Raw genomic sequence first — 21,806 nt, 5'->3', positions numbered from 1 at the left:
TTAAAAATAATGGCATCTTTGTAGAAGTTTATTCATAAAAAAATGATTCAATTCCTAAAGGAAAGTACTTTTGCCGTAAATGATGTTTTTAATAGATCGTGGGAGCTGCTCAAGAAGCATTATTTTTCTGTTGCCGGGCTGTGCTTTTTATTATTTGTAACATCCGGTTTATCCAATTATCTGGCCACAACAATCAGTGATTTCAATGTTGTGCTGAGCGGCTTTATGGCTTTTTTCTTCATGGTGCTGTATTTTGGACTGAATTTGACCTTGTTCAAATATATACTCTGCCTGATTGATGGCAATCATGATAAAAAATTGATCCACTGTGTTCCGAGCAGTAAGGAACTCGCTTATTTTTTCGGGGCGATGCTCAGCATCATGGTCCTTTCTGTGGCCCTGCTGATGATTCTCGGAGTCGTTTCTTTCCCTTTTCTTTATTTATTTGAAAACGGAGAAAACCGGGCTGAGCTGATGAGCAACTTTACTTTTTTTGTTGTTTTCCTGGCCGCGATATTAACTTTTTTCCTGATTATCCGCGTGGCATTTTACCCCTTTTTCATTATTGATAAACATGCAGGAGCGCTTAAATCGCTGCGTTTTAGTTTTGCATTGACAAAGGGTAACGTGTTTAAGCTGTTGTTGATTTTAGCAGTGTTTGCATTTTTTCAGATATTGCAGGCATATTTTAATTTTTTAGAATATTACATAATTTTTATTATTTTGAACCTTGTGAGTTCTTTTCTGGTGGTGCCTTTGGCATGCATTGTGGTTTCGGTAGCCTATCGCGCGATGATGTCTGATTACCACGGCGGGGAAGATCCAAAGATTTTGAATAATATATTTTAACAAATAGCGAAGGTTTTGAGTAAAAAAGGAATTGCCATTTTAGGGGCAACGGGCAGTGTAGGCACACAGGCCTTGGATGTAATTAGAGCCTTTCCAGATGTGTTTGAGGCGGTCGTTCTGACCTGTGGCAGCAATGGCGATCTGCTGATCAAACAAGCCTTAGAGTTTAAACCCAAGTCGGTGGTTGTAACCGATCCGGGTCAATATAACAAGGTCAGAGAGGCCTTACAATATCAGGACATCTCGGTCCTGCTGGGTGAAGAGGGATTGATCGAAGCGGTACAATATCCGGAGATCAGCATCGTTTTGAATGCAATAGTCGGTTCGGCAGGCTTGAGACCTACGGTGACTGCCATAAAGGGAGGTAAAGATATTGCCCTGGCCAACAAGGAAACGCTGGTCGTAGCCGGTGAGTTGATCATGGCACTGGTCAGAGCATATGGAGTGAATATGCTTCCGGTTGATTCGGAGCACTCGGCAATCTTTCAGTGCTTGGTCGGTGAAAGCGATAACCCGATTGAAAAAATTTATGTAACGGCCTCAGGTGGTCCTTTTCGGGGAAAGAAGCGCGAGGAGCTGCTTGTGGTGACTAAAGCCCAGGCGCTCAAGCATCCCAATTGGTCAATGGGAGCTAAGATTACCATCGATTCGGCTTCTTTGATGAACAAGGGCTTAGAGGTGATCGAAGCGAAATGGCTCTTTGACCTCAATATAGACCAGGTGGATGTAGTCGTACATCCAGAGTCCATCGTCCATTCCTTGGTTCAATTTAGGGATGGATCGATGAAAGCACAGATGGGACTCCCGGATATGAAGCTTCCTATTCAATATGCCCTGACCTATCCGGCCAGATTTGAAAATAATTTCCAACGTTTTAATTTTATGGATTATCCGGCATTACATTTTGAACAGGCGGATATGGATACGTTTCGCAATCTCGCGCTGGCCTACGACAGCTTACGTGCAGGCGGAAATAAATCCTGTATTTTGAACGCTGCCAATGAGGTAGTGGTAGAAGCATTCCTGAAAGAGAAAATCGGATTTCTTCAGATGAGCGACATCATCGAGGAGACATTGAGCAAAGTGGATTTTATAGCCAGTCCAACGCTGGAAGATTATCTGGAAACAGACCGGCTGACACGTTTACTAACAAAAGAAATAATCAAAGACTAATATTAGAAAGATACATGGGTGTTTTAATTATGATCGGGCAGGTCATTTTAGGTCTGTCAATTTTAATTGTTCTACATGAGTTAGGGCATTTTTTAGCAGCGCGCGCATTTGGAATTAAAGTGGAAAAATTCTATTTGTTCTTTGATGCCTGGGGAGTGAAGTTGTTTAAATTCAATTATAAAGGTTGTGAATATGGTATAGGTTGGCTGCCTCTTGGCGGATATGTGAAGATCGCGGGTATGATCGATGAATCGATGGATACCGAACAGCTGAAAGGCGAACCCCAGCCTTGGGAATTCCGCTCGAAGCCAGCCTGGCAGCGTCTGATCGTCATGCTTGGCGGTATCATTGTCAATATTATCGTCGGTATCCTGGTGTTCTGGATGCTGACCTTTAAAATGGGCAATACGGATATCAAGATGGACCAGCTGGTCAATGGTATCGTTCCGGGCACAATCGGTGAATCCATCGGTCTCAAAGCAGGGGATAAGGTCCTTGCCATTGACGGACATCGCGTGGAGAATTATTCGGAGCTGATCAGTTCCAAAGTACTGATGGGTGGTGTTACGCTTACCATAGAACGTAACGGTGCGACACAGGAAATCAAGGTGCCTGCAGACCTGCTGAATACTCTTTCGGATAAAAAAGGAGAAAAATTTATCGAACCGCGGGTCAAGACAACTCACGTTGTTCAGGTCGCTCCGGGGTCGGTAGCAAGCAAGATGGGGTTTGCAGAAGGGGATAGCATTGTTGCTGTTAACGATGTACAGGTACCGTTCTTTGACCAGTTTAGAGCAGTGATCAAAGCGAATATCAACAAGGCGGTTGCAATTAAAGTGATCCGTGCCGGTGCGGAAGTATCCTTAACGGGAAATGTGCCTGCTGATGCCATGTTGGGCATAGGAATCAATCACGATTATTCCATCAAGCCTTTTACAACAAACTATAGTTTGATGGAGGCTTTTCCCATAGGTGCCAAAAAAGCTTTTACCGTTATCACCGATAATGCTAAAGGATTTGGCAAGATATTCAAAGGCGAGGTGCGTGCCGACAAAGCCTTATCGGGCCCGATCGGTATAGCGACATTATTTGGTACCGAAGTGGATTGGATCCGGTTCTGGTCATTGGTCGGTATGCTTTCCATGGCTTTGGCATTTATGAACTTGCTGCCGATTCCGGCGCTGGACGGCGGCCATGTTCTGTTTTTGCTGATCGAAATGATACAAGGAAAACCATTGAGCGAGAAATTCCTTGAGAAAGCACAGATGGTCGGTTTCTTTATCTTGCTGGCACTGATGGTGTTCATATTTGGTAATGATATTTTTAAGTTATTTAAATAAATAGTCCGGCATCAGTTTGGTTTAAATGAATTGAAGCTGGATCCGCTGACCTTCGGGGTGCCGGATGAAAAAGGAGTTTTCGAAATGAGGACTCCTTTTTATTTTTGGGTCTCTTCGTCATAACTTTATACATGGTTTTCATATCGGAAGTGTATTTTTCTTGCATATAAAAAACAATTTATCTAAGTTTGGTTATGGATGGAAGAAATAGAGCGGATGTAAAGCCCGGGATGCTTGTGAATATTATCCTGAAGAAAGATCAGCGGACGGGACGCCTCACGGAAGGTATTGTAAAGGACTTGCTGACATCAGCGCCCTACCACTCTCGGGGAATAAAAGTACGCCTGACGGATGGACAAATAGGACGTGTGGCTGAAATCATTGAAGATGATTTCTAATTTTTATTGCGGCGGTATTGTTTCTTTTTGCTGTGCCCTGATGGTGGATTTTACTAACCAAATCTTTTTTATTGCTACCTAATGATGTTCTTATTTTGTGATCTCCATAAAACTTAATGAGCCCTTTACGTTTGTTCTTTTTGAAATTTAATTTGCATATTAACATAATTATTGCGAACTTCTTTCGATATTTTTACTTTTATTGCATAGTTATATAATTTTATTGTATTAATTAGTTGAATGAACTCTTTTTCGAATGAATACCCAAATTAAATGTAAGATTGTCTACGCAGACGATGCGATGATTCATCACGTGATGATGAGGGCGATGGCTCAATCTCATTCATTGGAATTAGTTTATTGCGCTGCCAACGGTATGGAACTGATCGACTATCTGTCGGAGCAGAAGCAGGATCTTCCGGGGGTTTGCATATTGGATCTGCATATGCCCAAACTAAATGGTATTGAGACCGCAAAGATCGTTCGTGAAAGGTTTCCTTCCGTTCGTATATTTGGGCTGACCTCGAGCAGCGATGAAAGTGAAAGAGTTCAGATGCTGCAAGCAGGAGCGGAGCAGATTTTTTCCAAGGAAGAAATGGCGGAGTTAATGCAAAAACTCGCGTCCCAAGTATAAAAAAAGCCTAACATCCCGTTAGGCTTTTTCTTTATTTTCCAATGCTGCTTTGAATTTCAGGAGCCTGATCCAGGAAGGACATTTGTTCAGGTCTTTTTTCCATAATCCAACGTGGATAAAACTGGTGCTGATAAATCGCTGCACATCGATTATCTGCATATCCTGCTGAATTTCCAATGTTTGTGGTAAATCAATGGATTCAAAGTACTGTTTTAATTCTTCTGGCGTCATACAGCAAAAATAAACTTTTAAATCTTTATCTCCAACCCCCGCCCAAAGAACGGTACAGGTCGACGAAAGCGTCAAGATGCTGTTGGCGGAGTTCAACCAGATCCAGATCGCTATCCAGGGCATTGCTCTGTGCGGTGATGACTTCCAGATAAGTGGCATAACCACTTTTGAATAGCAAGTTTGCATTCTTTACTGCGAGGTGTGCATTTTCGACCCGTTTTTTTGCCAGTTCGAGTTGCTCCCTTTGTTTATCCACCGTGACCACAGCGTTAGATACTTCAGCCACCGCTTCAACCACTTTCTGCTGCAGCTGGATTTCGGCTTTATCCCGCTCGAGCCTCGCCACTTCATACTGTGTCTTCAAGGTTTTGTTTTTGAAGATCGGCGCCGTCAGTCCAGCGCTGATCCCACCCAACAGTGCACCGGGGATGTTAAACCAATTTTTGGGCAGCATTGCATTGACGCCCAGAACGCCACCGATATTAAGGGCAGGATACCGCATGGCTTGCTGAATGTTGGCATTGGCATTGGCTGCCATAAGCTGCAATTCGGACGAGCGTATATCGGGCCGGTTGCGTATGATCTCAATCGGTGAGCCCAGGGAGATATCCTTGCTCTCCGCAAACAGGTGCTCGTAAGATGTACCGCGCCGGATACTGTCGGGAAGTTTGCCTGTCAGTGTCTGCAGGGCGTTTTCCTGGATGACAATCTGCTTCTCCAGTTCGGGTACAAGAGAGGCGGCCAGCAGCCGTTGCGACTCGGTTTGCTGTATAGCCAAGGCGGTAATTTCACCGGCGTTGTACTGCAGCTTGATCATGCGCAGGGTGCTGTCGTTCAATTGCACGTTGCGTTTGGCGACTTCTATTTTGGCATCTAGCATCAATAGGTTGAAGTACCCTTTTGCTACCGAGGTGATGATATTGGTCTGGATCGCATTTTTCGCTTCTTGGGTATCGAGATATTCGGCCAGAAGCTGTTCCTGCTTGCTGCCAATTTTCTTCCAGATATCAATTTCCCAGCTAAAACTGATGTCAGAAGAGAACTGCGACTGGTAGACAAACATATTTTCGGGCGCTTTTTCGCCTTTCCGATCGTAATATTTCGTCAATGGGCCGCTCCCAAAATCTTTTGACCGCCATGTGCGGCTGGCATTGGCGATGTTGGCACTGACGCCCGGCAGGTAATTTGCCTTATTCTGTGCCAGTACGCGATGGGAAATCTGGAGATTGAGCAAAGCGGTCTTCATTTCAAAATTGTTGGCGAGGGCGGAGTCAATCAATAGTTTGAGTGTCGGATCATGGAAAAAGGATTGCCAGTGGATCAGACCCATGCTGGACGTATCGCCAAAATAGTCCAGCGTGTCGCCCCGGAAAGACTCCGGAAGCTTTATCTTGGGCTGAACATAATCTTTTCCGACCTTACAGGCATTTGTCGACAGTAACAGACCCGCTGCTACACATAATCCGGAAATGTATTTTTTTATATTCTGCATTATTCTTCTTCTTTAGCTAGCTTATCGTGTAATTTTTCGTCCAGTTCTTTAAAGACTACGAAGAGAACCGGAATGATAAAAATACCAAAGGCGACGCCCAACAGCATGCCTCCTGCGGCGCTGAAGCTGATGGAATGATTGCCAATGGCGGAGGGGCCGACGGTCCACATCAATGGCACGAGTCCCGCGACAAAGGCAAGGCTTGTCATCAGGATCGGGCGAAGCCTGAGTTTGGCCCCGCTGATGGCAGCATCTACAATGCTTTTGCCGCTATTGCGCTCCTGTACAGCGAACTCCACAATCAGGATCGCATTTTTGGCCAGCAGGCCGATCAGCATAATTAGCCCCACCTGCACGTAGATATTGTTTTGAAGGCCTACCAGATTGATGACCGAAAAGACGCCGATCAGGCCAACGGGAATGGACAACAGGACGGCCCAGGGCAGCACATAGCTTTCGTATTGTGCTGAGAGTAGAAAATATACAAACAAGATACTTAGTATAAAGATCAGAATGGTCTGCGATCCCGACTGGCTTTCCTCATAACTCATCCCTGTCCACTCAAAGCCGTAATTGCCGGGCAGCTTATCGTCGGCCAGTTTCTGGATGGCCTGCATGGCGTCATCCGTGCTGAATCCCTCGGCAGGTGTCACATTGACCGAAATCGCGTTGTACAGGTTGTAGCGAGTTATTGTTTCCGGTCCGACTGTTTTCTCCAATGTCAGGATCGTATTGATCGGTACCATTTCACCTTTATTGTTGCGCACGAATATCGAGTTAAAAGATTCGGGATCCTTACGGAAGTCAAAGTCAGATTGTACATAGATGCGGTATTGCCGGCCGAATCTATTGAAGTCACTAGCCTGTACCCGCGCGAAATAAGCGCGTATGGTTGACATGAGATCTTTGATCTCGACGCCTAGGGATTTAGCCTTAACAGCATCGATATTGACCTCATACTGTGGGAAATTGGATTTAAAGCTGGTATAGGCGCTACGGATCTCGGGTAGATTGTTGAGCTGACTGATGAAGGTGTCAGCGATGATGTTGAAATCTCTGACATCGCCTCCCATACGGTCCTGCAGGACCATTTCTATTCCGGCGAAATCGCCAAAACCCTGGACGGTGGGTCTGGGGAATACTGTGAACGTCGCTTCATTGATCTGTGACAAGTCATTTCGCACCGTGTCCATAAAAGCGTTGATATTTTTGATATGCTTACGCTTGGCGTGGGGCTTAAGTGTAATATAACCTGCGGCGAAAGCAGGACTCGAGCTGCCATCCAATGCATTGAAACCCGATACGGTGGTCATGCCTTCAATATCCTGCCTTTTCTTCAATATGCTGTCTGCCCGGTGCAGCACTTCGGTTGTCCGGCTGAGCGATGCTCCAGGAGGTAAGGCAATATTGTAGGTAATAAACCCATCATCTTCGGTCGGGATAAAGCTTTTTGGGGTATTGATCATCAAGATCACACCAATGGCGGTGATCAAAACGAGCCCTGCCCAAGCAATACGCTTATGGTTGATCAGTAGCTGCACAACCGATACATAACGCGCTGTCAGCCGGTCGAAGGACGTATTAAACGCTTTAAAGAAGCGATCCTTGAATTGTCCTGCTTTGGACTTGTGCGGGTCTTCACCACCATGTTTTGGCGCTTTGAGCAATAAGGCGCAAAGGGCCGGACTCAGGGTCAGTGCATTGAGTGCCGAAATTAAAATTGCCGTGGCCAGGGTATAGGCAAACTGCCGGTAGAATATCCCTGCCGGTCCTTCCATAAATCCGACAGGCAGAAAGACGGCAGCCATGACCATTGTGATGGAAAGAATGGCACCCGTAATTTCTGACATGGTCGACAGGGTTGCAGCTTTGGGTTTTAAGCCTGTACTGTGCATCTTCTCATGGATGGCTTCGACCACGACAATGGCATCATCGACGACGATACCAATCGCCAGCACGAGGGCGAACATGGTCAATACATTGAGTGAAAAGCCGAAAAGCTGCAAGAAAAAGAAGGTTCCCACCAAAGAAACCGGGATGGCAATTGCTGGAATCAGGGTCGACCGAAAATCTTGGAGGAAGATAAACACGATCACGAAGACCAGGATAAACGCTTCGAAGAGCGTGTGTTCAACCTGGCTGATTGATTCATCAATTTGATCCCGTACCGAATAGGTCACCTCGTAATGCAGTCCTTTGGGGAAAGACTTGGCCTGCTCCTGCAGTACCTTGCGGACAGCAACATCGATGTCATGGGCATTGGAACCACTGGTTTGTGTCAGATTGAGCGTGAGACCGGGATGGCCATTGACCTTATTGTCACTGCTCAGGTTGGTGGCACCGAATTCGACACGGGCTATATCTTTGAGGTAAAGTACAGAGCCGTCGTTATTGGTTTTGATCACTATACTCTGAAATTCTTCGGGCGTGGTAAAACGCCCTTTATGACGGATGACGGTTTCGAAGGCTTCGTCTGAAGTCTCGCCAAATTTGCCGGGTGCAATTTCAAAGTTCTGATCCTTGATTGCATTCATCACATCCTGTGGGACGAGGTTATACAGCGCAAGCTTTTCGGGGTTGAGCCATAGGCGCATAGCGTAATCCCTGGCGCCGAGCCGCGATACTTGGGCCACACCGTCGACACGCAGCAAAGGCCGCATCAGGTTGATCTGCGCATAGGCCTGCAGGAAAGTTTCGTCATAGGCGCTGTCGGGATGGTCGGAATAAAGATTTATGGTCATAATCACACCCGTCTGCCGCGGCATCACTGTTATCCCAGCTTCATTCACTTCGGCAGGAATGGAGCTGATGGCTTTCGATATCCGTGTCTGCACATTGACGGAAGCAATATCAGGATTTGTCCCTGTCTTAAAATAGACCGACACACTACCCGAACCTGAATTGGAGGCCGAAGATTTGATGTAGGTCATATCTTCGACGCCGTTAATGGCTTCTTCGATGGGGAGCAGGACGCTCTTGGCTACGGTTTCGGCATTTGCTCCGGGGTAGCTGAGCGAGACCAGAACACTCGGTGGGGCAATTTCGGGAAAACGTGATACGGGAAGCAGCTTTAATCCCACCAAGCCCAATATCACCAGAATAATTGAAATAACAGTGGCTAAAACTGGCCTGTTTATAAATGTTTTTAGCATATAATAAAATTCTAGGCCCGCCCCGAAGAGCACGTCCGGGCTCCTTCAAAGCAGGCAACAGGATGAGATAATTAGTTTTGAGATATAGGTGTTACAGGCGAGCCATCGGTCAGTTTATCAAATCCGCTGGTAATGACACGGTCGTTCTCTTCCAGACCCGCGTATACGATGTAATTGCCCTTGCTCTTGCCAGATAGCTGCACGTTGCGGCGCTGCGCTTTATTGTTCTGGTCCAGTACATAGACATAGGTTTTATCCTGCAGTTCGTTGATCGCGATCTGCGGTACCTGCAGCACATCTTTTTTTACCTCTGCAATTTTTAAGGTCCCACTACTGCCCGAACGCAGGATGTTGTCCTGGTTGGGGAAGGTCGCCCTTAAGGAAATAGCGCCTGTGGTACGGTTGATCTGCCCGTTGACAGCATCCACCACTCCTTTTTTTGGATATTCTTCGCCGTCGGCGAGCACGAGTGTGACCTCGGGAAATACCAGTTTATGGTTCTGATTGTATTTTTTGCCTTCGAGACTGTCTTTCTTTGCCTGCGCTTTGGAGAAGTACAGAAAGTCTGACTCATTCATGGAGAAATAAACATAGACCTCCTGAATATCTGAAAGATAAGTAAGCGGCTCCTTGTCACCTTTGGATACCAGGTTGCCGATCCGTTTGGGAATGCGGCCGATATAGCCACTTACCGGCGCTGTGATGATGGTAAAATCTTTGCTGATCTGAGCGGAGCGTACAGCGGCAATAGCCTGATCAAGCGTGGCCTTGGCAACCTGATAATCTGACTTTGCAGAAGCTAATTTGACGTCGGAGATGACGTCGTTCTCCACCAGAGGCTTTAATCTGTCCACCTCCAGCTGGGCATTCTTCAGTTTGGCGCGGGCCACCTGCTCGGTCGCAATCATATTGTTGAGATTTTCCTGATAGGTGGACGGGTCCACCTTAAATAGCTTCTGTCCCTTTTGTACAAAGGAGCCTTCATCAACATAAATTTCCTGAAGCAGGCCTTCAACCTGTGGCCGTACTTCCACATTGACTTTTCCTTCAATGGTGCCCAAATAGTCTTTGATCGTTGTTGCATCTGATTTTTTAACCGTGTAAATAGGCAATGCAACGGGCTTTTCTTTGTTATTTTCTTTAGATGAACTGGAAGAACAACTTACCTGTATGGCTGAGGCTGAACAAATCAATAGGGATACATAGAAAATAGATAATGTTTTTTTCTTCACGATGCTTACTTAAATTTATGATATATGTGCTGTGTAATATTACTATTACAATGTATAACGCCAAATAGTTTAATTATTGTGCAAATTAACATTTGTTAACGTTTCCAATTTATAGTTAATATCTCTCCGGTGGGAAAGTGCGAAAGCCCGCACGTTGTTTTAATACATTGATAGTCAGTTTTTTTTTGGACGGCATAAGGCTGTGGATAGGCCTAAGAAGGAAAGTTGATGAGATCAGGGGTAATGCAGGATGAAGCGGTCCGACGGTGGGAGGTGACGGGGGATACAAAACAGCGGCCCGGTCAGTTAACCGGGCCGCTGGCTAATGTAGGTGCGGCTATCCTGGAAATAACTCCATGAAGACTGGATTAAAATTTAAGGTGTTTTACGGTAAGCCCATTATTGATCAACTGCTTGAGCGCGTCAATACCGATACTGATATGCGCTTCGACATACTTGGCGGTGACGGTGACGTCGCTGACGGATGTTTTGACCCCTTCGGGCACCATAGGCTGATCCGATACCAGCAATAAGGCGCCGGTAGGTATTTTGTTGGCAAAGCCGACACTAAATATGGTAGCGGTTTCCATGTCGACGCACATGGCCCGGATCGATTTCAGGTATTTCTTGAAGCCCTTGTCATGCTCCCAGACCCTTCTGTTGGTGGTATATACGGTGCCAGTCCAGTAATCCCGTTGATGGTCCCGGATGGTGGTCGAAATTGCCTTTTGCATGGCGAAGGCCGGAAGGGAAGGTACCTCGGGCGGAAAGTAATCGTTGGAAGTCCCCTCACCACGTATCGCTGCAATGGGCAGGATTAATTCACCCACGGGAATCTTCTTCTTTATGCCCCCGGTTTTCCCCAAAAAGAGCACTGCTTTGGGGGCAATGGCAGAAAGTAGGTCCATAATTGTGGCAGCCATGGGGCTGCCCATGCCAAAATTGATGATGGTAATGCCTCCGGCCGTGACCGACTGCATGGGTTTGTCCTCTCCGTAAATCGGTGCATTGTCATGCATTTCGGAAAACAAGTGGATATATTTTGAAAAATTGGTCAATAGAATATATTGGCCAAACTCCTCCAGTGGTCTCCCCGTGTAACGCGGCAGCCAGTTGTTGACGATTTCTTCTTTTGTTTTTAAACCGGGTGTTATAGGGCTATTTACAGTACTTTTTGTTGTTTTCTTTGTCATAGTCATTTCATTTAAGTGCTCAAATCTCTAATCCTGTCTGTCAACATTCCGTTATGGCTATGTTATTATTGTAATATAAGCTTTTTAATTCTTTTTTCCATGCAGCAGGTGGATGAACTGCTGTTGGAGTCAAAAAAAAATCCCGTTCATCGAACGGGATTTTTTTAAGCGACTTTAAGCTTTTTCAAGTCGGACTTTTCGAATTTCTTCTTCGCATAGTCCAAGGTGATTTCCAAGGCTTTTTGTCCCGTCTGTTCTTTTGTTGATGGAATTTCAAACATGGCATCCAGCATAATTGCTTCGCAGATGCTGCGCAGCCCTCTGGCACCGAGCTTGAACTCGTCCGCTTTATCCACAATGAATGTATAGACTTCAGGATCAAACTTTAATTCGATACCTTCGTATTCAAACAATTTTTTGTATTGTTTAACCAGTGCGTTTTTCGGCTCTGTCAGGATACTCAGCAAGGTTTCCTTATCCAATGGATTCAGGTATGTCAATACCGGGAGACGTCCGATCAGTTCTGGTATCAGGCCGAAGTTTTTAAGATCCTGCGGAGTAATATACTTATATAGATTGTTTAAGTCGATCTCCTCATCTTCTTCCTTCATCTTGTACCCCACGGTCTGCGTCCGTAGTCTGTTGGCAATCTTCTTTTGGATGCCATCAAAGGCCCCGCCACAGATAAATAGGATATTGCTGGTATTGACGGCAATCATTTTCTGATCTGGATGCTTACGGCCACCCTGTGGTGGAACGTTGACTACAGTACCTTCCAGGATCTTCAGCAGCGCTTGCTGTACACCTTCACCGGACACGTCCCGTGTAATGGAAGGGTTGTCGCTCTTACGTGCGATTTTATCGATTTCGTCAATGTATATGATCCCCCGTTCGGCTGAAGCTACATCATAATCAGCAGCCTGCAACAGGCGGGTCAAGATACTTTCGACATCTTCACCGACATATCCCGCTTCGGTCAGCACTGTTGCATCCACAATACAGAACGGTACGTTCAATATCTTGGCAACGGTCTTGGCCAGCAAGGTTTTACCCGTACCTGTCTCACCGACGATGATCAAGTTGGATTTTTCAATCTCGATCTCGTCTTTGTCCACTTTTTGATTCAAGCGTTTATAGTGATTGTATACCGCGACCGAAATCACTTTCTTCGCGTCATCCTGACCGATTACATATTGATCCAGGTGAGTTTTAATCTCTTGTGGACGAATAAGTTTCAATGCGGTCTGTAATGTTTTGCTTTTCCGCTGTTTTAATTCTTCTGCCAGAATCTCACCCGCCTGCTGAATACATCTGTCACAGATGTGTGCTCCATTGCCGGCGATAAGCATCTGGGCTTCATTTTTGCTTATCCCACAAAACGAACAGTGAATGTCTCTATCGTTATTCTTCGCCATCTTTATTTAATAATATCCTTCTTCGGAAGTAAAATCTCGTCGATCATACCAAATTCTTTGGCCTCACTGGCACGCATCCAATAGTCACGATCTGAAGATTTTTCTACCCACTCATAAGTTTGTCCGGAGTGTTCCGAAATAATGGTATACAACTCTTCTTTTAATTTCATCATTTCACGCAGGTTGATTTCCATATCTGCTGCCACACCTTGGGCACCGCCGGATGGCTGGTGAATCATCACACGGGAGTGACGTAAAGCTGCACGTTTACCTTTTGCTCCGGCAACTAGCAATACGGCGCCCATGGATGCAGCTATTCCGGTACAGATTGTCGCTACGTCGGGAGTAATGTACTGCATGGTATCGTAGATACCCAAACCTGCATACACACTTCCACCGGGCGAGTTGATGTAGATTTGAATGTCGCGCTGCGCATCAGTGGATTGTAAAAACAACAATTGTGCCTGAATAATATTGGCGACCTGATCATCGATGGCACTTCCCAGAAAAATGATGCGGTCCATCATTAGGCGGGAGAATACGTCCATCTGCGCTACGTTCAGCTGACGCTCTTCAACGATGTAGGGCGTAAGGTTAGTCGGAATGCTGGTCTCAGTACGGGCAATAAAGCTGTCAACATGTTGGCTTCCAATGCGGTGATGCTTTACGGCATATTTTCTAAATTCGTTTTTATCTATATTCATCTTTTTGTTTTTTGCTATTCTGTTGGACTAATATAAAACTATATTTTAAAAATCAAATAAATTGAAAAGATGTTTTACATCTACTTTACATTTTTTCGGTGGGGCTCGCTCCGTATTTTTTATACAGCCTCTATCCACCTTTTGTTTTTATTGGTTCAGGTAGAATGACTTAACCTATTTCCTCATAGGCTGGGATTTCTTCGATAAATTCATAGGATTCCCGGTCAAAGTCCACCTTGCAATAATAGTGATTGATTCCGTTGCTGACCAGCAGATAGGGGATACGATGCACCGAATTGTAGTTAGCGATCTGCTCAAATACTTTTTGCGTGATCTTGACATGTGGTGCCTTAAATTCGGCCAGTACAATTTTATGCCCCTTGCTATTGTAAATCAAAAGGTCGCTCCGGCGTTGTAAGCTGTTCAATCTAAGGCCGCCTTCGATATTCATTAAGGCCTTCGGATAATTTTTGATCATGGACAGATAATTTATCCAATGTTGCCTGACCCATTCCTCCGGCGTCAATACCAGTTCCTTTTTTCGTAGCTCATCAAAAATATAAATAGCATTATTCTTTTTGGATATTCTGGCTTTGAACGGCGGTAAATTGAGCGGAGTCGGTGAAAACATATACAAATTTAGCAAAAATTATAAAATTATACCAGCGTTTTTTTGAGCTGTGCTCACTTACTGCCGTTAGCTGATGGCTCATGCCAAGCGGATTTTTCGGTTTTTTGTGTACACTTTGCCGCTGGGCTTTTGCAGTTAAAATCGTAATTTCGCTTATTATGAATATAAATCCGATCTTATCCGACATTAGAAACAGATCGTTCCAACCGGTCTATCTGCTACAGGGGGAGGAAAGCTACTTTATAGACAGTATTGCAGATATGCTGGAATCCACTGTGCTCACTGATGCACAGAAGGGATTTGACCAGTCGATTTTCTACGGAAAAGATATCGAGATGTCCGCCGTGGTCAATGCCGCCAAACGATATCCGATGATGAGCGAGTATCAGTTGATCATCGTTAAGGAGGCGCAGGAACTCAAGTGGAAGACGGATACCGAAGAAATATTAACCAAGTATCTGGAGCACCTGACCCCTACAACGATTCTTGTGTTCTGTTACAAGCATGGCAAATTTGACAAGCGCAAAAAGATTTATAAGCTGTTTGAAAAAGCCGGACTGGTGGTGGACGCTGCCAAGCTTTACGATGATAAGGTGGCTCCCTGGATAGGCGGCTACCTGAAAGACGCCGGCTGGCGCATTCATCCGCAGGCGGCTGCGCTGATCGCCGATTATCTTGGCAATGATCTGGCTAAGGTATCTAATGAACTGGATAAGCTGATGCTCAATGTCGCCAAAGGTCAGGAGATCAGTATAGATGATGTCGAACGTAATATCGGTATTTCTAAGGATTTTAATGTTTTTGAGCTTAATACTGCGCTTGCAAAACGCAATGCGCTAAGAGCTTACCAGATTGTCGACTACTTTGTCGCCAATCCCAAGAACAATCCTTTGGTCCTGGTCATCGGGCAGGTGGCGACCTATTTTACCAAGATTTTGAAATATCATTACCTCGTTGACAAATCTGCTGCGGCAAAAGAACTGGGAGTGCATCCATTTTTTCTCAAAGAGTATGAGCTGGCTGCGCGCAATTACAACCGCCGCAAGACTTTTGACGTGCTGAATGTGCTGAAGGAGACCGATTTAAAGTCAAAGGGGGTGAATGTGCCCAGCAATTTTAACAGTGAAGAAGTTCTTAAAGAGATGGTCTATAGGATCTTAAATTAGAATTGTGTGCGCAGGAAAACGACTATCCTTTTCGGAATTTTTGCCTGCAGGCCGCGCCTATTCATGAGTTCAATGTAGGTTTGGTAATCACGGGCGGCTTTCTTAAAGAAAAGTTGCCCTTTTTTGAAAAATACATCACCACGGTTTAAATAAGCAACCTCACGTTCAGGAAAGTGCGCAATGACCTTGTCTAAGAAAACTTGTGCTGCTTCCAGCTGATTCTTTTGTTCCAGAAAATAACCGATCTCATTGGCCGTCAGGACATTTTTACCATGAATAGGATTTGTATTCGCAGCTTGGTTTCCTTCCGGCACAGCCTCTATGAAATAGCGCGCATCGGCTTCATTAAAAATTCTGGGCAACAAAAACAGGGTATTTTCGGGAATTTCTTTTAATGAGCGGAGTAAAGCTGCATAATCGCCGGGTCTATAGTAGAGAATGATTCTCTGACTGCTCATTACTGTAGAATCATAAGATAGGGTCTCTGCGTTGTACTCGTCCAGGTATACCGCGGTGTTTTTCGGATAAGTGGTGTATTCGTTGTGGTGTTGGCCGAGGTCATCTGAGCCGGAACTGTAGGTCTGCATCAGCTGCCAGCGTTTTAGAGCTGGCCGAAAAATAAAATCATAACGCTCATTTTGGCCAAAATCGTTCGGACCCCAAGAAATTGAGATGCTGACCGTGTCTTTGCTGACAGCCAGGTTGTAGTCACGCATATTATTGCATGATTTGCAGAAGAATGCCTCGTTATTTTTGAAGGACAATAGATAGTCATTTCCTTTTCTGCTGTAAAATGCTAATCCGACACTCGTGTAATTATCCGCTTCAAAGCTCCTGTAAAACTCATGTTTAAAATTAAGGGTGTCAGCTTTTTCATAAGTAACAAAAACGCCGGTAGGGGTCTTGCTGCTACATACCCCAATCAGGCGTACCGTATCTGTATTAAAATATTCCGCAAAATTTTCGGCTGAAACTGCATGCGTAAGTCGTATTTTCCCTGGCTGAGCCCGGGAAAGCAGGGACACGCTTATGAACAGGCTAAGAATGTAAATTTTCAACGAATTACTATTCATGATTAATTGACTGTCTTGTTGTGTATATATGTGCGATCCATTCCGCCTGCTCGAGTGAGAGCCCAGAACGAAATCATTCGAAGTTACATCAATAGGGAGGAAAAACAAACGGCTGCTTTTAAATTTCTGCCTCGCCTATTTTTTTACATAAATTTAATAATTAAACACTTGTTTAAATTAAACGTTTGTTTAAATTTGTCCCGCATTTGGCAGAAACGGGTAATCCCTGTTCCAGATGCACATTGTATTCAAATAAAGGTGGCGGTTTTAAATGGAATTTAACGACAAACAGATTGATATCCTTCTTGCGGCGGAGCGGCTTTTTGCAACAAAAGGGTTTGATGGAACTTCCGTGCGTGACATTGCCAATGAGGCAAATGTCAATGTGGCGATGATCAATTATTACTTTGGTTCGAAAGACAAGCTGCTGGATACCTTTTTTGAGTGGCGTGTGCCTGATTTTATGATTAATGTGGACGAGCTTGATCTCGTGGGCAGTGCGGTCAACAAAATTGACGTCATGGTAGATCGCTATGTCAAATCGATGAATTCGCATCGTAAGCTATACCGTGTTATTGCCATTGAGAGTACGCTGAAGCAGCGCATGCTTATTTCCGATGCGTTTAAGCGACTGAAGATGCATAATTTGGAGGTGATTGCCTCCATTATCAATACGGGGATCGCCGAGGGGGTTTTTAAATCCGGCCATGATCCGGTGCTGATTCATTCGATGATGATGGGGACCTTTATGAACTTTCAGATGAATCAGGTTTTTCTTCAGGACCAATTGGGTATCGCGGATGATGATGGCTACGGCAGATATATTGAAACAACTTTAACAGAATTTATACAAAAAACAATTAAAGCTTTATTGACATATGAAAAATAAGTTGGCCAATTTAAGTGCTTTATTGCTTTTAAGTCCGCTGGGTCTGTTGGCGCAAGACAACAAACATCTGACTTTGGAAGAAATAATTCACATGGCTGCAAACCAGAGTGTGGAAGCCAAAACCGCCGACACGAAGATTCTGGGAAGACAGCTCGAAGTGGAGAGCGCCAAATCGAAGCAGCTCCCTGATGCCAAACTGAGCGGGCAATATATGGCGATGACCACGCCAAACGTAAATTTGAAGCTTGCCCTGGGTGAGGGTGGTTCAGCACCGGATATCGCCGCAAACCAGCTCTGGCTAGGACAGGCGTCGGTGAGCATGCCTTTGTACACTGGGGGTAAGATCAAAGGGGGCATTGCGATTGCAAAAGACGCACTTCAGGCTGAGGAATGGAATGCAGTTGCAAGCAAACAGCAACTCGCTGCACGTGCTATCGCACTTTATTTGAATCTGTATAAAGCGCAGCAGACCAACTTGTTGATCGCTGAGAATATCAGACAGGCAGAGCAGCGTGTATCGGATTTCAAAGCTATGCTCGACAATGGGCTGATTGCTCGTAATGATCTACTGAAAGCGGAATTGCAGCTTTCCAACTATCAGGTGTCGCTGCAGGAGGCGCAAAAAAATATCAAGGTCTTAAATTACCAGCTGGCCAGTTTTCTGAAGATCGATGAGAACACGCAACTGGATCAGATTGATCTGGCTGAGGCGGTAGGGGTAGACCTTGGATTAAGGGGATCCTATGAGACGGCTAAAGCGGTACGTTCGGATCTTAAATCGCTGGAATCACAGCGCAAAGTTGCTGAAGACCAGTTGAAAGTGACCAAATCTGCGAATTTACCGACGGTGTTCGCTTCGGCGGGATATAATGCCTTTGGCCTGCAAAAAGTAGTTACCGTCACCAATGCGGCTTCTGTGGGTGTTGGACTATCTTATGATATCGGTGCGCTGTATAAAAACAAAAAGGAAGTTAATATTGCCAAAAACCGGATTAAAGAAATTGATGAACATCTGGAGATGCTCAACGATAAGGTGAAAGTGGAGGTGCAGCAGGCGAATGAAAACTACATGTTGGCCCAAAAGCAGGATGTGGTTTATCATCAGGCCGTGGAGCAGGCTGTTGAAAATTATCGTATTACAAAAGATAAGTACGATAATGGTATTGCCGATACGGATGACTTGCTGACCGCTGATGTACAGCAGCTGCAAAGCAAGATAAACCTGGCAATAAGCAAAGCAAATACGATTGAGAAATATTATGACCTGTTGTTGGCTAACGGGTCTCTAAACATTAAATAGCAATTAATCTAGACATGGAAAATACAGTTGAAAACGCACCTGAAAAGAAAGGTACAAATAAGAGATTTACAATTATCCTGGCAGCATTGGTGCTCTTCGGCGGGGCTTATGGCGCCTACAAGTACATCCATAGCCAGTCCCATGAAACTACGGACGATGCGCAGGTGGAGAAAAATATGAGCCCGATTATTCCGCGTGTCGGCGGATTTATTGCCAAGGTATACGTGAAGGACAACGACCTTGTCCGAAAAGGGGATACGCTATTTACGATTGAGAGCCAGGATTATCAGGTTCGTGTGGACGAGGCCGAGGCGGCTTTGGCGGCAGCGGAGAGCAGTTTTGCTGTCTCGAAGGCGGATGTGTCTGCTTCTTCTGCGAATGTGGCGATTTCGGATGCGACTATCCAGTCCAATCTGGGCAGTATTGAAGCGGCACGGATCCGTGCTAAACAGGCCAACAATGATTATATCCGTTATCAGAATTTATATAATAATCAGTCTATTACTAAACAGCAATATGAGCAGGCGTTGACTGCAAAGCTGGAGGCTGACAAGCAGGTGGAGATCTTGCAGCAGCAACGTAATGCGAGTGCATCACAGCGCAACGCCATCGTCAGCAAGACGACAGTGGCATCCAAGCAAACCTCTGTGGCCGAAGCGAATATTAAACGTGCCAAAGCCCAGTTGGAAGCAGCCAAATTGAATTTATCGTACACGGCCGTTCTGGCTTCTGTGGACGGTCAGGTCTCCAACATCAAAGTGCAGCCGGGCCAGATGGTCAATCCCGGACAGTCTTTATTTTATATTGTCGACAACAAGGAGACTTGGGTGGTTGCCAACTTTAAGGAGACGCAGCTGCAAAAAATGAAACCTGGTCAAAAAGTGGAAATTAAGGTGGATGCATATCCCAATATCGCGTTTGAGGGCGAGGTAAATTCCTTCTCACCAGCCACGGGTTCGCGGTTCTCTTTATTGCCACCGGACAATGCGACGGGTAACTTTGTGAAAACTGTACAACGTCTGCCGGTAAAAATCAAGTTGACACAAGAAAATAAGGCTGAAAATGTGGCACTGCTCAGACCGGGCATGAATGCTGATGTGGATGTGCATGTTCAATAACTATGGAAAATTTAAATCAACAGGATAGTCTGGTTGAATATGGTTTTCGACGTGTGGTCATCACGATTACTGCCGTGCTCTGTGCACTATTGGAAATCGTAGATACCACGATTGTGAATGTCGCGCTCAACGACATGAAAGGTTCGTTGGGAGCGACATTGACTGATGTGGCCTGGGTTATTACCGCCTATGCCATTGCCAACGTCATTGTGATTCCGATGACCAGCTGGCTTTCACAGCAGTTTGGACGGCGCAATTACTTCGCTGCGTCCATTATCATATTCACCGTATCTTCATTTTTATGTGGCAACGCGACCAATATCTGGGAGCTAGTTGCCTTCCGCTTTCTGCAGGGCATGGGCGGGGGCGCCTTATTGGTGACGGCGCAGACTATTATTACGGAAAGCTATCCTAAAGAAAAACGCAGTATGGCCCAGGCCATCTACGGAATGGGGGTTATTATCGGGCCGACTTTGGGCCCGCCGTTAGGGGGGTATATCATCGATAACTTCTCCTGGCCGTACATTTTTTATATCAATGTGCCTCTCGGTATCATTGCGACGTTGCTCACATTATCCTTTGTACGTAGTCCAAAATATAGTCAGAAGCAGTCAGCCCGGGAGGTGGACTGGTTTGGTATGCTGTTCTTGATTTTATTTATCGGTTCACTGCAGTTTGTGCTGGAACATGGACAGCAGGACGACTGGTTTGACGATCCCTTGATCTTAGCTCTGTCTATAGTGTCTGGCTTCGGACTGCTGTTTTTCATCTGGCGGGAACTGGTTTACGACAAACCCATTGTTAACCTCCGTGTGCTTAAAGATAAAAATCTGCAGGTGGGCGTTGTGATGAGCTTTATCTTGGGGTTTGGTCTATTTGGATCAACGTTTATCATTCCGATTTATACCCAGTCGATCTTGGGCTGGACGGCAACGGATGCGGGACTGCTGTTGTTGCCCAGCTCGATCATGACTGGTATCATGATGCCCTTTATCGGCAGGATGATTCAGAACGGTGTGCCCCAGAAGTATATGGTAGCAGTGGGCCTCAGTATTTTCTTTGGTTTCTGTTTTTGGATGTACAGTCTGATGACCAACGATACAGGTTCTGAACACATGTTCTGGCCTTTGATTATCCGTGGTGTGGGACTGGGATTGCTGTTCGTTCCGGTGATGACGCTCTCTTTGTCGACTTTGCATGGCAGGGCGATCGGTGAGGGTGCCGCTTTCACAGGGATGATGCGTCAGCTTGGCGGCTCTTTCGGTATTGCGTTGATCACGACCTTTATCGCGCGTGATTCACAAAAACACCGTGTGGATCTGGTTGCCAATCTGGACCCCAGCAAGTTTGATGTGCAGCAACGGCTGCAGCAGCTACAGCTGAATTTCCAGGCCAAAGGTTTTGCGCCCAACGAGGCGCTGGCCAAAGCACATCAGATCCTGGATATGAGTGTGATGAAGCAAGCTACGGTATTGTCTTATATGGACGTGTTTTTGTATCTGGGTGTCGCATTTCTCGTCTGTGTACCCTTTGTATTGATGATCAAACAGGGGAAATCGCAGGTGGATATGTCCAGTGTACATTAAGGAGTTTTTGAATAGCGCACAGCTATTTTCTGTCGTGCCCCGAACGTGCCTGCCGTTCGGGGCATAATTTGGCTATGCAGTAATCCACAAACTAGCTGCTGTCTATTTCTGTCAGGAAGTACCAGCAGCGAATAATTTGTGAATAGAAAGACCAAAAGAAAAACCCGATTTAAAATTGATTGTTAAATAATAAGAATTGGACTGTAGGTAGCGGGTATATGCTCTTTACC

20 protein-coding genes are annotated in these 21,806 nt (G+C 45.4%); 11 read left to right on the top strand and 9 right to left on the bottom strand.

What is annotated here, in order from left to right; translation table 11 throughout:
• Positions 1 to 42 precede the first annotated feature (42 nt).
• The 5 genes from K7A41_RS10170 (at position 43) to K7A41_RS10150 (ending at position 4,394) form a co-directional block, all read left to right on the top strand.
• Complete coding sequence (locus tag K7A41_RS10170; protein ID WP_028068417.1) at positions 43 to 849, top strand: hypothetical protein; 807 nt, start codon at positions 43 to 45, stop codon at positions 847 to 849.
• 15 nt (positions 850 to 864) lie between these two features.
• Positions 865 to 2,022 carry a 1-deoxy-D-xylulose-5-phosphate reductoisomerase gene (locus K7A41_RS10165; RefSeq protein WP_037532119.1) on the top strand — a complete coding sequence of 386 codons (1,158 nt, stop codon included), beginning with the start codon at positions 865 to 867 and terminating at the stop codon, positions 2,020 to 2,022.
• A gap of 14 nt (positions 2,023 to 2,036) precedes the next feature.
• On the top strand, positions 2,037 to 3,362 hold the full coding sequence (rseP, locus tag K7A41_RS10160; protein ID WP_265713643.1) for an RIP metalloprotease RseP: 1,326 nt from the start codon (positions 2,037 to 2,039) through the stop codon (positions 3,360 to 3,362).
• A gap of 194 nt (positions 3,363 to 3,556) precedes the next feature.
• Positions 3,557 to 3,760, top strand: coding sequence for a YwbE family protein (locus tag K7A41_RS10155; protein WP_265713642.1), 204 nt, complete (start codon positions 3,557 to 3,559; stop codon positions 3,758 to 3,760).
• 256 nt (positions 3,761 to 4,016) lie between these two features.
• Entirely contained in the window at positions 4,017 to 4,394 is a 378-nt protein-coding gene (locus tag K7A41_RS10150; RefSeq protein ID WP_265713641.1) for a response regulator, read from the top strand.
• A gap of 18 nt (positions 4,395 to 4,412) precedes the next feature.
• Here K7A41_RS10150 and K7A41_RS10145 read toward each other — a convergent pair whose 3' ends face one another.
• From K7A41_RS10145 to K7A41_RS10130, 4 genes are all read right to left on the bottom strand, one after another.
• The gene (locus tag K7A41_RS10145) at positions 4,413 to 4,625 is read right to left on the bottom strand and encodes a DUF6965 family protein (RefSeq protein WP_028068413.1); all 213 of its coding nucleotides are present in this window, start codon (positions 4,623 to 4,625) and stop codon (positions 4,413 to 4,415) included.
• Positions 4,626 to 4,650: 25 nt separating this feature from the next.
• Positions 4,651 to 6,117, bottom strand: coding sequence for an efflux transporter outer membrane subunit (locus K7A41_RS10140; protein ID WP_265713640.1), 1,467 nt, complete (start codon positions 6,115 to 6,117; stop codon positions 4,651 to 4,653).
• Positions 6,117 to 9,269 (bottom strand): efflux RND transporter permease subunit, encoded by a 3,153-nt coding sequence (locus tag K7A41_RS10135; protein ID WP_265713639.1) that lies wholly within the window; start codon positions 9,267 to 9,269, stop codon positions 6,117 to 6,119. The genes K7A41_RS10140 and K7A41_RS10135 overlap by 1 nt, the downstream gene beginning before the upstream one ends.
• A gap of 71 nt (positions 9,270 to 9,340) precedes the next feature.
• Positions 9,341 to 10,501 carry an efflux RND transporter periplasmic adaptor subunit gene (locus K7A41_RS10130; RefSeq protein WP_028068410.1) on the bottom strand — a complete coding sequence of 387 codons (1,161 nt, stop codon included), beginning with the start codon at positions 10,499 to 10,501 and terminating at the stop codon, positions 9,341 to 9,343.
• A gap of 228 nt (positions 10,502 to 10,729) precedes the next feature.
• On the opposite strand from K7A41_RS10130, the gene K7A41_RS10125 reads away from it, so the two are divergent.
• Complete coding sequence (locus tag K7A41_RS10125; protein ID WP_265713638.1) at positions 10,730 to 10,861, top strand: hypothetical protein; 132 nt, start codon at positions 10,730 to 10,732, stop codon at positions 10,859 to 10,861.
• 8 nt (positions 10,862 to 10,869) lie between these two features.
• Here K7A41_RS10125 and K7A41_RS10120 read toward each other — a convergent pair whose 3' ends face one another.
• From K7A41_RS10120 to K7A41_RS10105, 4 genes are all read right to left on the bottom strand, one after another.
• Positions 10,870 to 11,694, bottom strand: a complete 825-nt coding sequence (locus K7A41_RS10120) for an AMP nucleosidase (protein WP_037532113.1) — start codon at positions 11,692 to 11,694, stop codon at positions 10,870 to 10,872.
• A gap of 164 nt (positions 11,695 to 11,858) precedes the next feature.
• Complete coding sequence (gene clpX, locus K7A41_RS10115; RefSeq protein ID WP_028068408.1) at positions 11,859 to 13,109, bottom strand: ATP-dependent Clp protease ATP-binding subunit ClpX; 1,251 nt, start codon at positions 13,107 to 13,109, stop codon at positions 11,859 to 11,861.
• 2 nt (positions 13,110 to 13,111) lie between these two features.
• A complete protein-coding gene (clpP, locus tag K7A41_RS10110) occupies positions 13,112 to 13,813 on the bottom strand; it encodes an ATP-dependent Clp endopeptidase proteolytic subunit ClpP (protein ID WP_028068407.1) in 702 nt (233 codons plus the stop codon).
• 169 nt (positions 13,814 to 13,982) lie between these two features.
• Positions 13,983 to 14,444: a type I restriction enzyme HsdR N-terminal domain-containing protein gene (locus tag K7A41_RS10105; RefSeq protein WP_028068406.1), complete on the bottom strand. Its 462-nt coding sequence runs from the start codon at positions 14,442 to 14,444 to the stop codon at positions 13,983 to 13,985.
• Positions 14,445 to 14,602: 158 nt separating this feature from the next.
• On the opposite strand from K7A41_RS10105, the gene holA reads away from it, so the two are divergent.
• Positions 14,603 to 15,610, top strand: a complete 1,008-nt coding sequence (gene holA / locus K7A41_RS10100; protein ID WP_265713637.1) for a DNA polymerase III subunit delta — start codon at positions 14,603 to 14,605, stop codon at positions 15,608 to 15,610.
• Here the strand turns inward: holA and K7A41_RS10095 are convergent.
• Positions 15,607 to 16,683, bottom strand: coding sequence for a tetratricopeptide repeat protein (locus K7A41_RS10095; RefSeq protein ID WP_265713636.1), 1,077 nt, complete (start codon positions 16,681 to 16,683; stop codon positions 15,607 to 15,609). The genes holA and K7A41_RS10095 overlap by 4 nt on opposite strands.
• 271 nt (positions 16,684 to 16,954) lie before the next feature.
• Here K7A41_RS10095 and K7A41_RS10090 point away from each other — a divergent pair, with 271 nt between their 5' ends.
• Genes K7A41_RS10090 through K7A41_RS10075 form a run of 4 tightly spaced genes read left to right on the top strand, consistent with a single transcriptional unit; the run spans position 16,955 to position 21,576 of the window.
• The gene (locus K7A41_RS10090) at positions 16,955 to 17,572 is read left to right on the top strand and encodes a TetR/AcrR family transcriptional regulator (protein WP_028068403.1); all 618 of its coding nucleotides are present in this window, start codon (positions 16,955 to 16,957) and stop codon (positions 17,570 to 17,572) included.
• Complete coding sequence (locus K7A41_RS10085; RefSeq protein WP_028068402.1) at positions 17,562 to 18,872, top strand: TolC family protein; 1,311 nt, start codon at positions 17,562 to 17,564, stop codon at positions 18,870 to 18,872. The genes K7A41_RS10090 and K7A41_RS10085 overlap by 11 nt, the downstream gene beginning before the upstream one ends.
• A 14-nt stretch (positions 18,873 to 18,886) precedes the next feature.
• Positions 18,887 to 19,990 (top strand): HlyD family secretion protein, encoded by a 1,104-nt coding sequence (locus tag K7A41_RS10080; protein WP_028068401.1) that lies wholly within the window; start codon positions 18,887 to 18,889, stop codon positions 19,988 to 19,990.
• Positions 19,991 to 19,992: 2 nt separating this feature from the next.
• Positions 19,993 to 21,576 carry an MDR family MFS transporter gene (locus K7A41_RS10075; protein WP_028068400.1) on the top strand — a complete coding sequence of 528 codons (1,584 nt, stop codon included), beginning with the start codon at positions 19,993 to 19,995 and terminating at the stop codon, positions 21,574 to 21,576.
• Positions 21,577 to 21,806 lie beyond the last annotated feature (230 nt).

Source organism: Sphingobacterium sp. InxBP1 (genome assembly GCF_026191775.1).
In the GTDB taxonomy this organism is placed as follows: Bacteria; Bacteroidota; Bacteroidia; order Sphingobacteriales; family Sphingobacteriaceae; genus Sphingobacterium; species Sphingobacterium thalpophilum.
Note: the sequence above shows the minus strand (reverse complement) of the source record. Positions and strands in the feature narration are given on the sequence as shown.

Bases quoted from the DNA above. Each gene is read 5' to 3' on its own strand.
- K7A41_RS10170 (WP_028068417.1), top strand. From the start codon at position 43: ATGATTCAATTCCTAAAGGAAAGTACTTTTGCCGTAAATGATGTTTTT.
- rseP (WP_265713643.1), top strand. From the start codon at position 2,037: ATGGGTGTTTTAATTATGATCGGGCAGGTCATTTTAGGTCTGTCAATT.
- K7A41_RS10155 (WP_265713642.1), top strand. From the start codon at position 3,557: ATGGATGGAAGAAATAGAGCGGATGTAAAGCCCGGGATGCTTGTGAAT.
- K7A41_RS10150 (WP_265713641.1), top strand. From the start codon at position 4,017: ATGAATACCCAAATTAAATGTAAGATTGTCTACGCAGACGATGCGATG.
- K7A41_RS10145 (WP_028068413.1), bottom strand. From the start codon at position 4,625: ATGACGCCAGAAGAATTAAAACAGTACTTTGAATCCATTGATTTACCA.
- K7A41_RS10140 (WP_265713640.1), bottom strand. From the start codon at position 6,117: ATGCAGAATATAAAAAAATACATTTCCGGATTATGTGTAGCAGCGGGT.
- K7A41_RS10135 (WP_265713639.1), bottom strand. From the start codon at position 9,269: ATGCTAAAAACATTTATAAACAGGCCAGTTTTAGCCACTGTTATTTCA.
- K7A41_RS10125 (WP_265713638.1), top strand. From the start codon at position 10,730: ATGAGATCAGGGGTAATGCAGGATGAAGCGGTCCGACGGTGGGAGGTG.
- K7A41_RS10120 (WP_037532113.1), bottom strand. From the start codon at position 11,694: ATGACAAAGAAAACAACAAAAAGTACTGTAAATAGCCCTATAACACCC.
- clpX (WP_028068408.1), bottom strand. From the start codon at position 13,109: ATGGCGAAGAATAACGATAGAGACATTCACTGTTCGTTTTGTGGGATA.
- clpP (WP_028068407.1), bottom strand. From the start codon at position 13,813: ATGAATATAGATAAAAACGAATTTAGAAAATATGCCGTAAAGCATCAC.
- K7A41_RS10105 (WP_028068406.1), bottom strand. From the start codon at position 14,444: ATGTTTTCACCGACTCCGCTCAATTTACCGCCGTTCAAAGCCAGAATA.
- holA (WP_265713637.1), top strand. From the start codon at position 14,603: ATGAATATAAATCCGATCTTATCCGACATTAGAAACAGATCGTTCCAA.
- K7A41_RS10095 (WP_265713636.1), bottom strand. From the start codon at position 16,683: ATGAATAGTAATTCGTTGAAAATTTACATTCTTAGCCTGTTCATAAGC.
- K7A41_RS10090 (WP_028068403.1), top strand. From the start codon at position 16,955: ATGGAATTTAACGACAAACAGATTGATATCCTTCTTGCGGCGGAGCGG.
- K7A41_RS10085 (WP_028068402.1), top strand. From the start codon at position 17,562: ATGAAAAATAAGTTGGCCAATTTAAGTGCTTTATTGCTTTTAAGTCCG.
- K7A41_RS10080 (WP_028068401.1), top strand. From the start codon at position 18,887: ATGGAAAATACAGTTGAAAACGCACCTGAAAAGAAAGGTACAAATAAG.
- K7A41_RS10075 (WP_028068400.1), top strand. From the start codon at position 19,993: ATGGAAAATTTAAATCAACAGGATAGTCTGGTTGAATATGGTTTTCGA.